Source organism: Ruminococcus sp. D54t1_190329_F1, from assembly GCF_015551645.1.
Taxonomy (GTDB): Bacteria; Bacillota; Clostridia; order Lachnospirales; family Lachnospiraceae; genus Blautia_A; species Blautia_A faecis.
This window is the reverse complement of the sequence record NZ_JADNDC010000020.1, coordinates 16,053-30,998: the sequence shown is the minus strand read 5'-3', so window position 1 is coordinate 30,998 and position 14,946 is coordinate 16,053. Positions and strand designations below refer to the sequence as shown.

The following is a 14,946-nucleotide window of genomic DNA, read 5'->3' as shown; positions in this document are numbered from 1 at the left end:
TTGTCCTCCTCTACTTAAACATCTCTGCAAACAATCCCTTAAAGAGCTTTAACTCATCCTTATCCAGCTCGATTGCAAATTCATTGTCGATTGCCTGTTTTTCGCATTTATCCTTTTTCTTTGCAATCTTACGCACCACACGAAGAAGCACATAGCACTCCTTGGACTTTGCAATGCTCTGTTTAAAGGTCAGCTCATCCTCATCGACTGACTTCTGTGTCTGATAGATAATCTCTTTTAACTTATCATTGATACCATCTACTTCCTCAAGGGAAATAATAACGGATGCCTTAGAAGCACCCGATCTGTCCCACTCCTTATGAAGTTCCTTTACTAAAAACTCCATGTTCTTAATTACTGTTGTTGAATCACTTTTCATCTTGTTCTTCCTCCGTTTTCTTTTAATGAAGAAAGGAGCTGACCTTCGCTGAATGGCGAGAAATCAACTCCCTTCATGTCCTCTGCTCCAAGGACTATCTGCTCTGCATAATACATATCCATTGCCTTATTGATGGCATCGTCAAGCGACTCTGCCTTTACTTTCTGCACTCGTGAAAGCACTTCCTTTATCTCAACATCAAATTCCTGTTCCATATGATATCGCCTCCCGTAAAAATCTCATCACCGGCTCTTTTCTTCCTTTACCTGTCTTTTCTTAAAGCCCTCATCGTACTTTCCATCTTCCAGCCTGTCGTAAAAACAATCCTCTTCAATCGTTCCAAAATCCTCATACATCTGGTGAAGGAAGTCATTCTGCAGCTTCTTTGGTACATCATCATCCTTTGACATATCCTGATAAAAATAGAACTTCTGCTTTAGCTTTGCCCTGTAATCATAGATATCCTCTATCTTTTCCGGTGTGCCATACTCCCTCTTGTATGCCTTGAAGTTCGTAGTTGAGAGTGTGGAACCTAGATAAATGCCATGCTCCCACGATACTCCGATTGTGGTATTGTCCTTTGTAGGCTTCTCATCCTTCGGATAACGCTTATACTCTGTCGCACCAAGGGCGATTGTAAGAGAACCTGACTTCATATCCATCACCACAAGATTTCTTGGTGATAATGCTTCAAGCACCATGTAATCATGATCATTGAAGTTATGAAATGTCTGTCCCCTTTCAAATGAGCGGTTCTCCATTTCATAATGCAGGTTAAAATCATCCACCCAGCCCTTATCGGTCATTCCAATCTCCTTAAGCTTTGCAACACATTCAGAAGAACAGGCTTCTTTATCAAGCCGAAATTCTTTGGAATCGTTATAAAATCCCTGAAGAAAATGTCCCAGCTGAATATCATCCAGACAGAATCTCGCAGATACAGTTACATTTGCTGCCCTGTAATACTCTGCGAAGTTATCAGCATCACCAAGCGTCCTTCCCAGCTGCAACAAATTGTCTGCAAGCTCTGACATGTCATCAATTGCTATAAAACTCTTATAATCATCCAGAGTCATCAGCATATTTGTCTCCGTTCCCCTATCGTTTTCTGTTACCAGTATCATATCTTTTAAATCCATTCTTACCTCCAGTCTCAGAGAGGGACTATGCCCTCTCTGTAAATTTCCTGTTATGGTCTTCCTATCACAACTATCTTCCCTGTGCTTGCCACATCCCTGTAGACCACACCAAGACTTTCATTAAGTGCCTCTACCACCTTGCCATTTCCGACGTATACTGCCACATGGCTGATGTTCTTATATCTTCCGTTGCTTGTAAAACTGTAAAAGATTAGGTCTCCCGGCTGTAACTCATCAAAGGAGACTGTCTTTCCGGCTTCATCCAGTCCCTGTGCCTCCGCTGCCGCTGTAGTTGCACCGCCGTAACTAATATCCACGCCTGCATCCTTCCATGAATAATAGGCTAAGGAGCTGCAGTCATAATAGTTACCGCTGTCCCTTAAATCCTGACTATAAGGGAAGCCAACTCTATGAAGTGCATAGGAGCAGACTGTTTTCTGCCTGCTGTCTGTAATTTCGTTTAGGATGGCATTGATTTCATCCTCAGTCATGGAGCTTACTCCCGGACTTCCGCCTCCGCCGCCACTTCCGCTTCCGGCATATCCAAGCTGTCCCATAAACTCCGGACTCATGATCTGCTCAAGCATTTCCACCTGATCAGAATTAAATCCATAGACCGAAATCATATCCCTGTACGATTTTAGTGTGACATTCACATACAGAACCGACTTTGTGACAGTAGTTACATTGCCGTCTGCATCCGTTTCTTCCACATCCTTTGTTCCGGTGCTTGTGGTGTATGAACACATATCATTTACAACTGCCTGCAGCCAGCCTTTTGAAGTGTCATTCATGACTGTTGCTGTATCTCCGACACCATGCTTGACCATATAGACTGCCATGATGTCATAGTAATTGCTTGGGTTTTCTTCCATACCTTCATAATCCACATATACCAGCTCTCCAAGGTCATATCCGGTATGCTCATTCACTTTCGTGTTCACATCCCGGTTAAACTCCTGCACATAAGCACTCGTTACTGTCTGCACTGTATCTCCTGATTCAAGTGGTGGCAGAAATAAAGCAAATGGAGAATTGTAAAGGATTGCTATCACCGCTATAACCGGAACCGCAATCATGGTAACTACAAGAACAAGTAACAACAGCACCAGTCCGATAATCGGTGCAGCTGCCTTTACCCAGGTAATCGCTTTTCGCACAATCAGATCCTTTACCAGCTTTGCCACGCTGTCCGTCTGATTCTCCTGTGCTTTCATCTTATCAAGAAAGAATTTTATCTTCCTGCTCCGGTTGGTCATCTTTTCATCCTTGACCTCTATGGACACACCTGCAGCATATCCGGCTGCCATGCCAATTGCAGTACCAACTCCCGGTGCAACCGCTGTTCCTGCCGCTGTAGCAGCTGCCTTTGTAGCAGTTTTTGTTGCAACTTTGGCAGTAGTCTTGGCTGTTTCTTTTGCTGTCTCTTTAGCTACCGCCTTAGCAGTATCTTTGGCAGCTTTCTTTGCTGTCTTTTTTGCCAGCTTCTTTCCTGCCTCTACCTTCTTGATACGCTTCTTTGCCTCGGCTGCCGCCTTTTTCCTGAAAAGTGTTGCACCCTTAGAAGCAGTTCCGGTAACAGGGCGGCTTGCTTCATATGCAAGATATGCTGCCTGCGATACCTCCTGACCGCCTTCCACCTGATCTGTTACTGCCCCGGCTACAAGTGCTCCAGTTCTTCCTGCAATGTGAAGATTCGTGTTCTTGGTCTTGATGGAAGTGTTTGATTCCTTAAGGTTTTGCTTGAATCTTGATAATCCCTTATTCTTCGGCTCCGACTGATGAATGGTACTCTTGCGATAGGACTTCTTTCTATCCGTATCAGTTACCTTTGCACCAGCTGTCTTAGGACCTCTCTCTACTGTATAGATGTTACTCCCCTTAATCTTGGCTTCCTTCGGTTCGTGGGCATGAATCTTGGCTTTCTCCTTGGTGTGAATGACCATCGGTTTGTCATCAACCTTTCTAATTTTCAATTTTCTCACCTCCTACTTTGAAAAATAAAATAAGCCGCTAGGGAGCAAAAATTACTCCTTAACGGCTATGTAAAATCATTCAATATTCAATTATTAAAAGCAACATGAAACTGAAATTTCACGCAGACTATTCCTATACCGTAATGTCTATTCTGACCGATGATTTCTTCTCACCAAAATGCTTTATTTCGATATCCTTCATTTCCTCTATAACATCTTTTTCAATTTGGTGAACATCACTTAATTGTAAATCTCGCTTCGAATCATTTACTATTTTTGCTGCCTCATCTACTGAAACAGTTGTATCTGATGTTAACTGTTCAGACATTTCAGTATCGTTTGAATCCTCTGCAACCTGCCCCTTTTCTATAGATGTCTCTACAATTTCCTCTTCTGTTGGCAAATCCCTATATTCTGTACTTTTTACAAATCTTGTGAATGACTCTACAGCTCTAAAAGTATTTCCCATGATACGTTGAGCTTCCTTAAGCTTTTCACTCTTTGGAATATTTGGATTATTCACGATACTTTTTAGTTCTGCCAAATTTCCATTCATCTCATTTACTTGAAGCCTTTGAGCCTCTTCTTTTGTCTTACATCTCTCCAACCTACGCTCATAAGCTTCTTGTTCCATTCTTGCCGCTTTATATTCCATATAGGCTTTAGGGTCTTTCTGACGAATAGCATCTTCTTCTGAAGCTGTTAATTCTTGACCGCTTGCAATCTTGTTATAAATCTGACTATATGCAGAACTTTCTTTGTCTCGCTCAAGTTGCTCTCGGAAATGCTGAATCATGCTTTCTTCCTGACTTGTTACAGTCATACCCTCTTGCTTCTTTACAACATCCCCGGTAGCCTTCTTTTGCTCCCAATCATTTACTAACTGCATCTGATTCACAGCGTTTCGTATTGTACCTGCAATCATAGCACACCTCCAATTCCCGGTTAATGCTACGATTAAATAGTGATATCAAACTTCATACCCTGTGTTGCCTTTTCTTCTGTTATCTTACTCCAATCCAGTTCAGAAATCTTTTCAAGTAATTCTTCTTTTGAATTTGCCTGAATTGTAGTCCGCTTAACAGTTACATCCTTCTTTTCCTGCTTTTTCTCCTCTGCACGTTTTTCCTTTAATTCTTCAAGCCGTTCTTTCTGCTTTTCTGTAATCTTCTCCAAATCAGCAAAAAGTGTCATCTTTCCATCATCATCAAAGGACATAGTTAACTTATTTAATACAGTTCCACTATTGTCTGTCGTTCCCCAAGCACGTTCAAACCCAAACTGTTCATTGATTTTATCTGACATCTCAACTGCAGTTTTTACCGTAGACAATTTTTCCCGTGCATATTTCTCATCGGATGCCATTCTTTCAAGTTCAGCACTTGAAAAAACAACTGTAAATTCCTTATCGCTTTGGTCTACTAATCCTCTGAAATCATCGCCTTTATCAGCAATAATAAAATCGAAATCCGCATTATCCTTACGCAATGTTTCCAGATATTTCTGTGCCTTAGAAGATAACTTATCTTCGCTGGATTTTATTTTCTGTGCATTGGGCTGCACATCTTTTGCTTTCTCTGTGTTATTTTGCTTACTAACAGTATTGCTCTTATAATAATCTGTTACCTGTGTTAAATTAGCTGCTCTAATCATGGTATCATCCTCCTTGAAAATTGATACAGAAATCCGTTTCTATATCTGTAATATCGGCACTTTATATCCAAAAGTTAATAGTGCGTAAAATTCAAATTTTCTTTTCCCTAATAATTACAAATATTCCTTGGAAATTGCTTCCACACCATACATTTCCATAAATGCATCCAGGTCCGCTGCATCCCCAATCAACATATTCTCGTCAAAGTGTACGATAAGCATATCTTAAAATCCAGCCACATGTTCTCCGGTACAAATGATACATTTTAGAACTGCTTCCTTATTTATTTTTCATATCGAATCTTATATGCTTTCTTCTTAAAAATAGGGAATATCTAATTTATTATCATCAAGGTCGGACATTCATCCGACCTCTTGATTATACTATAGATTCTATAAAAATTCATCTGTTATCACTGCAGCATTGCTTCTTTTTTCTTCTGTTCCGCAATCTTCTCATGAATGTTGGTATTATACAGCCTGTACAAATCCGTATCCTTGCTGATCTGATTATCAAAGGGAATTACTACCGAACCACACTTAATAAGTCCCATTCCAGAGGCGGTATTAGTTACGAACCGAAGCTGTGCCTCTGATACCCCGATAACCTCCGCCATCTTTGAACTGTCTGTATTTGCCTGCTTCAAGAGTGCCACAAACTCAGAGTTTGCAAGCATTGTGGTTGCTGTGTAATTCTGCAACAGATCGACAACATTCTGCGTGATACCGGTACAAAGACCTCCCTGCTTTCTTACCTTCTTCCAGAGCTGCTGCAGATATTTTGCAGAATACTCCGAATTAAGCAGGACATGGAACTCATCAATATAGAGCCATGTTGCCTTGCCTCTCTTACCATTCTCAACAATCCTGTTCTGAATGGACTCCATCATGACAAGCATTGTGATAGGACTAAGTTCTGTACCTAAGTCCCTGATGCCATAGACTGTAAATCTGTTATCAACATCCACATTTGTCTGGTGATTGAAAATGTTAAGCGAACCATTTACAAAAAGCTCCAATGACAATGCAATGTCCTTTGCCTCGTCCTCCGGCTGTGCCATAAGGATATCGTAAAAATCACTCATCACCGGAATATACTTCTCTTTGCTTCTTGCAATGTCGATATACAGTTTTCTAACACAACGGTCGATGATTGACTTCTGTCTCGAATTTAAGCTGTCACCGATGCACTGCTCACAAAGACCAAGCATGAACTCGCCCTTTTCTCTTACCATTCCCTTTGAATCATTCGGATCAAGGCTCCATACATCCATCTCCAGCGGATTCACATAGTTATCCGTGTAGGTTGACATATTTACTACTGTTCCGCCATAAGTCTCGGCAATATCAAAGTATTCGTTCATTGGATCTATGACGATTATCTCATCATCTCCCGACAAGAATACGCTGCCCATCTCCATCTTACAGAAGAAGGATTTACCGGAACCCGGCACTCCGAATACGAATCCATTTCCGTTTATCAGCTTCTTTCTGTTGCCGATATTTACATTCTTGCTGATCTGGTTGATACCATAGTAATTGCCCGTGCTATCATTAAGCTCCTGCACATTGAATGGCATAAGCACCGCAAGTGACTGGGTAAGAAGTGTACGCATTGTCTCCACCTGTCTTACTCCAATGGGAAGTGCTGTGTTGAGTGCTTCCCTCTGCTTTAAGTAGTGTGTGTCAATCGTGCAGCTGTTACGCTTTCCGATAGTCTCCACTGTCTCACATACACTCTCAAGCTCCTTCTTGCTTTCTGCCATAAGAATAATTGTAACTCCCACAAAGAAAAGGCACTGGTCATTCTCACGGACATCATCCATGATTTCCTCAATCTCCTTTTTCTCCGTTCTCTTGGCATATGAGATTTCCGTAGAAAAATCGTTATTCTTATTACGGACTCTCTGCTGTTTGATGATATCCGATTCAATTCCAAGATATTTCTTCTGAAGCACCTTTGTGGTCAGATCCTTTGGAACAGGCACCACATCAATGCTCGTGATGGAATGAACCGGAAGGGAAGTAATCTCATTGATGAATCTGTCTGACAAACTGCTCGGATACTTTTTGATAAAAAGTGCCCTGCAGAATTTACTCTCATCCTCAAAATGGTCCGGAAAATATTTCACCATCCCATTGCACAGATCATTTCTAAAATCTACCCCTACCTTCTTTGCCTTTTTGATATCAAAATCAAAACTGCCCTCATCTCCAAGATGATAATAGTCATAGAGCACTTTCAGTCTCTCATTGCCATTAAGCGGGACAATCTCTGCGCCAAGCTCAATGAAAGCCTTGTGTATCGTTGCCTCAAGGGTTGCGAACTGTGCCTTTGCCTCCTCGAAGTTCTTTCTCTCAATCGTGATTGTCAGGTATCTCTCCTGCTCAATCCCCTGTCTGCCCTCAATAATCTTCTCCTCAATGATGTCATTGTAGATTCTTCTGTAATTATTGAAGCCATCATTTTTCTCAGCAATCAGAACCTTGTCACGGAGTTCATCCATGTTTTTGTTCTTATTGTTGATTGTAATCTTATAATTACAGTCCAGCGAATTTAAGAACTTACAGTATCTCTCGAAAATACCGATCTGCTCATCCTCGGTTGCTGTCGTGTAATTGATGTCCTGAAAGCGGTAGCATTTGGAATACTTATTTTTGCTTACTTCAAAAATGCCGTTTTCAGCCACCGCCATAATCTCTATGGTTTCCTGAATGGATTTAGGTGTCTTATACAAAGGCTCACTCGCCTTCTTTAATAACTTAAATCCGTCTGTAAATAAACCCATGTCTCTAACCTCGCTTTCTTATAATGAAAGCCCGCCGGGAACTTCACCCTGCGGGCTGTGTTCCCGACCTTGCGGTCAGATACTATTCGTTTCTAATGCATTGCCTTATATGCTGCAATGCCTGTTACTGTCGCCACAATGACTGCGACAAGTCCAAGCAGCATGTTTCTCGTCTTTTTCTTCATCGCTTCAAACTCCTCCTGCTTCTTTACAGCCGAATCAGCTGTTACAGTCTCCGGTTCAGCCTTTCTGCCTTTCTTCTTTACCTGCTCATTCTGCTCTGCTTCTAACTGCTTTATTGCAGGCTCTCCCTCTGTTGATACATAGGTAAGTGCCCTGTTTCCAAACATAAAATGCAGTTTCTTTCCCATATACTCGTAGAAATTCATCCCATTAAAGGAATAGAAACCGCCAAGAGCAATCGGCGCCACACAGGGAATTGCCACATAAGCAGAACCCGTAAGACCGATATACTTGTAAAGAAGAAGGACGATACCGCCACCGACTATTACGCTTGCAATGGAAAATATAAGCTGCCTTGCTGTAAGTCCCATCGCAACCGATTCCTGATAGCGGTCAATATCCTTGTTTACTTCGATTACCATTGTCTTTCCTCCCTTCTACAGTCCAAATGCCTTGCTTGTAAGTGTCTGTGCACCCTTCACGCTTCCGACAGTCATTGCTATCGTAAATGTCATTTCACACAGATATATAAGCGTCTGTGCCCAGTCAGCATAACTTCCTGTAAATGCCGGAAGCCCTGCATTGATAAATGCATTACATACCACAATCGCAAGTGCCATCGTTACTGCCTCAAATACACACGAAAGAAAATATTTGCAGTAGGTAGCCATTGTATGACTGACCATTCTGTTTCCTGCCATCGTGGAACAGGCAATCGCACCAAGCGGCACAATAATCAGAATCTTCAAAAACCTGAAATACACTGTATAGATGATAAAAAATCCACAGATAATAATGATGATTGCAAGCAAAGCTGTAAGTATCAGCATTACCAGACTTTCACCAAATCCAAGTCCTTTAATGATGTCTGCCTGTGTACTGTCAATAGCAAGCTGCGTCGTTGTTCCGGCAGATATAAGTCCCACCAGATTTCCTATGGAAGTAAAAAATGCTTTCATGATCGTGACATTATTTGCAACAAACCATTCCGCAAGTCCCAGTCGGATAAGCATACGGAATATGGACTCAAACCTCATCTCATCTTTTACATCTATGCTTTCCGAACAGAAACCGATAACAAAGAACAGCACAACAAGGGATGAGCCGACCGCTACAAAGACCGGCTCAATGCCCTCAATGACCGCCCAGGGCCCTCCGCCCTTGAAACTGACCGGTGACTGTCCAAGCATTGCAAAGACCAGGGATATCTGATTGTTCCAAAATCCAAACACCGCCTCAAGAAGTGCAAGGATCTTGTCTCCAAGCTTAAAAATATCCATACTTGTTATTCACCTCTTTCCTTTTACTAAAATGGGAAATGCATTTTCCCAATCTTAGAAGCCTAAGAATGTCAGAACTGTTGAAATACCAGCCATCATGACACCTGCTACAATTCCTTTCAGAGCGGAGTTCATAGTAGATGAATCCTGCTGCTGATAGGCTTGTGCGAACTCCATGACATTCTTTGCAAGAATGATGACACCAACCGCACCAATGACTGCAATGATAAGTGTCTTTAAGTTATCAAGCGGCTGTGTTACTGCGGAAGTACCTGTACCTGCTGCAAAACAAGTAGTGCTCATAAGCATTACTCCCATAAGTGCTCCAGATAATGCCGGAACGAATCTCTTCTTAAAGTGAATGAATCTACTCTTCATGCCTTTCTCCTCCATCTGATTATTGTTAGTTGTAATAATCTGTTCTTTTCTCATGTTGTGTCTCTCCTTTTTGATAAAAAAATAAGCCAGCAGGGATAATCCCTAACTGGCTGTTAAAAGTTACTATATATGATCAGGCAATGCCTGTTGTAATGATTAAATCGGGCTTTCCCCGATGTGGTATGCTTCAACCACCTCCTTTTAAGGTGCAAAAAAGCACCTTAAACTTACTTACTGCTTCTTCCGATATGAACTCATCTTCTCCACAGTAACCTCCGGATAGAAGTAAGTAAGAATCGTTGCTTTGGGAACTCCTGCAGCTAATGCCTTCTTCACCTCTTCTTTCTGCTCCAGCGTATATGACCAGTGTAGCATTCGATTTGTGATGGTATCCTCCCACTTAGGCTTTTCCCTCTCTGGATTCCTTACTGGCTTAGCACCAGCACTTCCACTAGAAGCGTTAGCACTTTCTGCAGCATCAGACTTCTGTGATTCATCAACATACTCAAGCTCATTTGCCTGCTCCCTGTCAATCTTTGCCTTCTGCTCTGCTTCATCCTGCATGGAGAATCTTCTGCTTAATTCCGCATCACCAAGCATCATAAACTGCTCATAGGTAAGAGAATCTATATACACATTCTCGCCCTTGTCCTTCAGCTTTTCATAATACTTAACTGCCTTATCTGTCAGAATCTCAAATGGCGGACCGATAAGATTATCTGCTCCCCTTATCTGATGGACATAAGGCTCTCCCTTGCCATCTGCTGTCTGGTTAAACATCGGATGATTGAATGGTATGAACTTATTATCCATGATAGGATCAAAACCACGGATAAAGATAATGCACTTTTTGTTATCCAGCTTTCTGACCTCATCGGGTGTAAACAGTTCTCTTCCTAATACATCATAGTTCCTTGAAGAGCTTCCCTGTCTGCCCTTTGTCTCTCCGCTTGATTTCTTATCAATCGTACCTTTTCCAAGCAGCTCCGACACATACTTGTGCGTGCTCTGCTCGTTGCCACCAAGATAGATGAACGTATCGCAGTTGCCGGGAATTGTCTCCCAGGTATCTTTGAAAAGTGCCTTTAACTGGGCAAAGTTCTGAATAATGATAATACTTGAAATCTCACGGCTTCGCATAGTACTTAACAGCGAACAGAAGTCATCCGGCAATGCGACATTCGCAAATTCATCTAACATGAATGTCACATGGATTGGTAGTCTGCCTCCGCAGTTAAAATCTGCCTGATAGTACAGTTCCTGAAATATCTGCGTATAAAGCATACCGATAATAAAGTTATAGGATTTGTCACTATCCGGGATTACACAAAACAGTGCTGTCTTTGTCTCGCCATCACCATTGACTCCAATACCTATATCGGAAAGATTCAGCTCATCTTTTGAGAGTAATCGCAAGACCTGCTTATTCTCAAGAAATGCAAGTCTTGAGTTGGCACTGATGATAATGGAACGGACTGTGTCTCCTGCACCTCTCATACATTTGTTGTACTGCTTTACCGCCGGATGATTGGCTCCAAGCGGAGAACTCTCCTCTAAAAACTTCATACGCACATCCAGCTTCGATGCTTTTCCCTTCTCTGTAACCTCTGCCTCTCCAAGAAGCTTCAGTACTGTCTCGAAGTTTCTCTTTGCCGGCTGTACCTCCAGCCACACATAATAAAAGATAGCCTGTAAGAACAATCCTTCCGCCTTTTCCCAGAACGGATCACTTGGTGTTGCTCCCTTTGGTGTCGTATTGCTGATAAGGTTTGTAATCAGCTTGACCACATCTGTTTCCTCTCTGATATAGGAAAACGGATTGTAACAGTCTGATTTATCCATCTCTAACAGATTTATGACTTTCACATTGTATCCGTTATTCTTTAGCATCTGCCCACAGCTTCTAAGGATTTCTCCCTTTGGATCGGTACAGATAAAGGAACAGTTATGCGGCATCTGCATAAGATTCGGCTTTACTTCATAAAATGTCTTTCCTGCTCCGGAACCACCACAGATAAGGATATTTCCATTGAGCTTGAGCCTTCTGAAATCCAGCGACATCTTCACATTCTGGCTGAGTATCCGGTTGAAATTCTCATCCTTATCTGCAAGTATCTTGTTGACCTGCTTGGGATTTTCAAATCTTGCCGTACCAAATTCCTTACCGGGCATATAGTTTCTCTGACTGGTGTAATACATGACAATAGCCATCGCATAGATACCTAATGCAATGGCTACTGCTTTTACTGTATTGGAATTGTAATAGTTGGCAAAGGGAACAGCACATACTTCATTGAATCTGTCCATAAAGGCATTAAAGGCTATTCCCTCTACCCACGCACCATTTATCAGATAACCAAGATACCCTGCTAACACTGCACCCACAAGAATGAATATCAGTGACGGCTTTTTCTTTGTTGTCTGCATAGGCTGCTACCTCGCTTTCTTTGTGGTAACAGTTTTCTTCTGTGTGGTCTTTTTCTGCTGCTTCTGCACTTTCTCGTAACGCTCCCTGACAGATGACTCCACCTTGTCATAGTGAGTATAAAGCTCGGTTCCTTTCTGGGTTGTCACCACACGATTCTGCTCATCGTAAAGCTTATAATCCTTGGTGGAATCAAGGAAGGTAAGCATTGTCTTTCCACCATGAATCTCCATGATGTTTTCCTTACGGAGCCATACATATCTTGCCTCTTCTCCCCATGTGCCTGGAACTCTGGTCTTAACAGCATGGTCATTCTCTTCGATAATCAGTTTCTTGCTGATAGTCACATCTGACAGGTTCGCATTCTTTGATGCTGCAACTGCCCTCATTCTCTCAGCAAGGTCCTGATAACCTCTGACACGATTGATAAATGCATCCTTGTCCATCATGACTGTATGGGTGCCATCCTCATTCTTACTGCCAAGCACACCGATTGTCTCTAGCTGTCTGATAACACTTTCAGCCTGCTCTCCATTAATACTGAAATTCTCCTTGACCTGATCCACACTGATAGCTTTCTTTTCCATTGCAAACATTCCGACCTTTTCGATCAGTCCATCAATAGCGGAATTAACCCTATCCCCTTCTATCGTGTGGCTTTTCTCGTTTCCCTGCTGTTTCTTCAAAAAATCCATCAGCTTGCCAAGGGATTTTTCATCTCCATTCTTCAGATAATCGTCAAATGTGGCAATCTTGCCAAACTTGAGCTTCTGTATCATCATATTCACACGTGGAACTGCCTCTGTATGAAAGATTACCTCACTCAATCCGTCTTTCCTGTTACAGTCCGGAAGTACTGAATAGAGTATTCCATACTTCTTTGCCATCTTTTCAACCTTTTTCATATCCTGGGTGTTAAACTGGAGCACCTGTAAATCTCCACCTTTTAAAAGGAGCTTTCTCATGGATGTCTTTCCAAGTGACTTTTCATAATCAAGCATTCCTTTTAAGAAATCTATTGCCTTCTGCATGGCAGCTATTCCGCCACTTCCTACCTTCATGGCAATCTCAATGCCATCATAAGCAACACGGATGATCTGCACCGCTTCCTGAATCTCTTCTGCCATTATCGCACCTCCACTTTCTCTCTGACTGTTGTTTTAAGTGTTTCTGTCTCTGTAGTACGGATTTCTTCTGCTGATACATCAATACCATAAGCAGTTAAGATATCTGCCAGATGATTGATTGCTTTTTCCTCCTCGATCCGGTACATTTCAAGTGCCACAAGCAGGTTTTCTACCTGCTCCACCCATGCAGGCTTCATATCATATTTAGACCTGTATGTGACCATAATCTCGTCCGAATCAGCCTTATCCGCTGAATGTGCCAATGCTTCAATAAGAGAAATCGTATCTTCCTTGCTGCCGCTTCTGAATGCGAACTGGACAACAAAGTTTTTCTCTTCCTCTGTAAACTGATGCTCCACACCATTCATCTCTGTTACTGCTTCATTTACTACTGCTAAATTCATAAGTTCCTCCTAATCTGCCATACTGTTTTCAAGCACAGCAATCTCAATGATTTCCTTCATCTTTTCCGCTGAAATGTTGTTGTTTATAAGCTCTACAAGCTGCGACTCAGTAAGTCCCTTTTCAATTGCACTCTTAATCTGCACAAGCTGCGCCGGAACAAGGTCTCCCGATGCAACCAGCTTTACAATGTCTGCTCTTGACTTTTTCTTAAAAGAAAGCCTTGCAAAAAAGCTCGCCACTCCGCTGTTGCTGCTCTTTCTCACACTTCGCTCAATCGGAAGTCTCTGCACCACATTTCCAGAGCCATCAACTACCGGAATCTGATAATAGACCGGAATCCCGTTTGCCACAGCCTGCATATTCTGCGGAACTGCAACTGTATCTACCATCTTTTTATCTGCCTGTTGTACGGACTGGCTTTCCTGCGGCTCTGCCTTACTTTCTGCCTCTTTCTTATTCTCTGTGGCAACACTTATGATCTTATCTTCCAATGACTCTATTCTGTCTCCCATACGCTTCATCTCCTTATCCTTTTTCTCAATATCATCCCTGAGTCTTGCAATCGTACTGCTTGCCTTATTCAGTTCATTCTGCTGGCTGTTGATAAGAGCATCCTTATCCTGGTTCTCCTTGACCAGACGCCCCCTGACTTCCTCATCATCTTTGGAAGTTTCTATTTCAGAAAGTTTCTTATTCAGGGCATCATACCTTTCATTCTGATGATTGATCTTTGCAACCACTTCATCCATCTGAGAAATGAGTGCTTTCACATACTCAGACTCTTCCGGAATCTGTTCCTTGACTTTATTCAGCTGTTCCAGAACTTCCTCATATAATCGGCGCATGGTGATAGGTTTTTCCCCTTTGTCCATGACCTCCTTAATTGTCTGAACAGGTACACCCTTTTCATAAAATTCGAGAGACACCTGCATCTGATGAACCGAATACTTGGTATTCTTGATAATATCAATCACATCTTTTGGAACATCCTTATGCAGACACTCCGATAAAATCTTCATCTGTTCAATGTCGTAGGACTTATTGAGATAAAGGCTGATTTCCTCCTCTGTCAGTCCATATTCATAATCACTTTTTACAAGAGCAATCGTATCCTCGCTGAAATGCTTATTTCGGAGAAGCTGCAATTTTTTCTCGATTGCTATTGCACTAAGCGGTTCTCTGTTTTCTTCCATATATGCCTCCTAACTACTA

The 14,946-nt window shown here is 42.0% G+C and carries 14 protein-coding genes; all 14 read right to left on the bottom strand.

Annotated elements, in window-relative coordinates; genetic code table 11:
• Positions 1–10 precede the first annotated feature (10 nt).
• Complete coding sequence (locus tag I2D69_RS10750; protein ID WP_055062784.1) at positions 11–379, bottom strand: hypothetical protein; 369 nt, start codon at positions 377–379, stop codon at positions 11–13.
• Positions 376–594: a DpnD/PcfM family protein gene (locus I2D69_RS10745; RefSeq protein WP_195379891.1), complete on the bottom strand. Its 219-nt coding sequence runs from the start codon at positions 592–594 to the stop codon at positions 376–378. The genes I2D69_RS10750 and I2D69_RS10745 overlap by 4 nt, the downstream gene beginning before the upstream one ends.
• Positions 595–621: 27 nt before the next feature.
• Positions 622–1,518, bottom strand: coding sequence for a hypothetical protein (locus I2D69_RS10740; protein WP_195379890.1), 897 nt, complete (start codon positions 1,516–1,518; stop codon positions 622–624).
• 50 nt (positions 1,519–1,568) lie between these two features.
• Entirely contained in the window at positions 1,569–3,503 is a 1,935-nt protein-coding gene (locus I2D69_RS10735; RefSeq protein WP_347708393.1) for an NlpC/P60 family protein, read from the bottom strand.
• 124 nt (positions 3,504–3,627) lie between these two features.
• On the bottom strand, positions 3,628–4,419 hold the full coding sequence (locus I2D69_RS10730) for a hypothetical protein (protein ID WP_012740998.1): 792 nt from the start codon (positions 4,417–4,419) through the stop codon (positions 3,628–3,630).
• Positions 4,420–4,451: 32 nt separating this feature from the next.
• Positions 4,452–5,147, bottom strand: coding sequence for a DUF6033 family protein (locus tag I2D69_RS10725; RefSeq protein WP_015521659.1), 696 nt, complete (start codon positions 5,145–5,147; stop codon positions 4,452–4,454).
• A gap of 413 nt (positions 5,148–5,560) precedes the next feature.
• Complete coding sequence (locus I2D69_RS10720; RefSeq protein ID WP_195379889.1) at positions 5,561–7,936, bottom strand: VirB4-like conjugal transfer ATPase, CD1110 family; 2,376 nt, start codon at positions 7,934–7,936, stop codon at positions 5,561–5,563.
• 92 nt (positions 7,937–8,028) lie between these two features.
• Positions 8,029–8,541: a PrgI family protein gene (locus tag I2D69_RS10715; protein WP_055273067.1), complete on the bottom strand. Its 513-nt coding sequence runs from the start codon at positions 8,539–8,541 to the stop codon at positions 8,029–8,031.
• A 15-nt stretch (positions 8,542–8,556) separates the two neighbouring features.
• Positions 8,557–9,399: a hypothetical protein gene (locus I2D69_RS10710; protein ID WP_004611540.1), complete on the bottom strand. Its 843-nt coding sequence runs from the start codon at positions 9,397–9,399 to the stop codon at positions 8,557–8,559.
• 54 nt (positions 9,400–9,453) lie between these two features.
• Positions 9,454–9,831: an electron transporter RnfA gene (locus I2D69_RS10705; protein WP_195379888.1), complete on the bottom strand. Its 378-nt coding sequence runs from the start codon at positions 9,829–9,831 to the stop codon at positions 9,454–9,456.
• A 177-nt stretch (positions 9,832–10,008) separates the two neighbouring features.
• Positions 10,009–12,204, bottom strand: a complete 2,196-nt coding sequence (locus I2D69_RS10700; protein ID WP_195379887.1) for a VirD4-like conjugal transfer protein, CD1115 family — start codon at positions 12,202–12,204, stop codon at positions 10,009–10,011.
• Between the two features lie 6 nt (positions 12,205–12,210).
• Complete coding sequence (locus I2D69_RS10695; RefSeq protein ID WP_195379886.1) at positions 12,211–13,329, bottom strand: PcfB family protein; 1,119 nt, start codon at positions 13,327–13,329, stop codon at positions 12,211–12,213.
• A complete protein-coding gene (locus I2D69_RS10690) occupies positions 13,329–13,733 on the bottom strand; it encodes a hypothetical protein (RefSeq protein ID WP_015521662.1) in 405 nt (134 codons plus the stop codon). The genes I2D69_RS10695 and I2D69_RS10690 overlap by 1 nt, the downstream gene beginning before the upstream one ends.
• 9 nt (positions 13,734–13,742) lie before the next feature.
• Positions 13,743–14,927, bottom strand: a complete 1,185-nt coding sequence (locus tag I2D69_RS10685) for a hypothetical protein (RefSeq protein WP_195379885.1) — start codon at positions 14,925–14,927, stop codon at positions 13,743–13,745.
• Positions 14,928–14,946 lie beyond the last annotated feature (19 nt).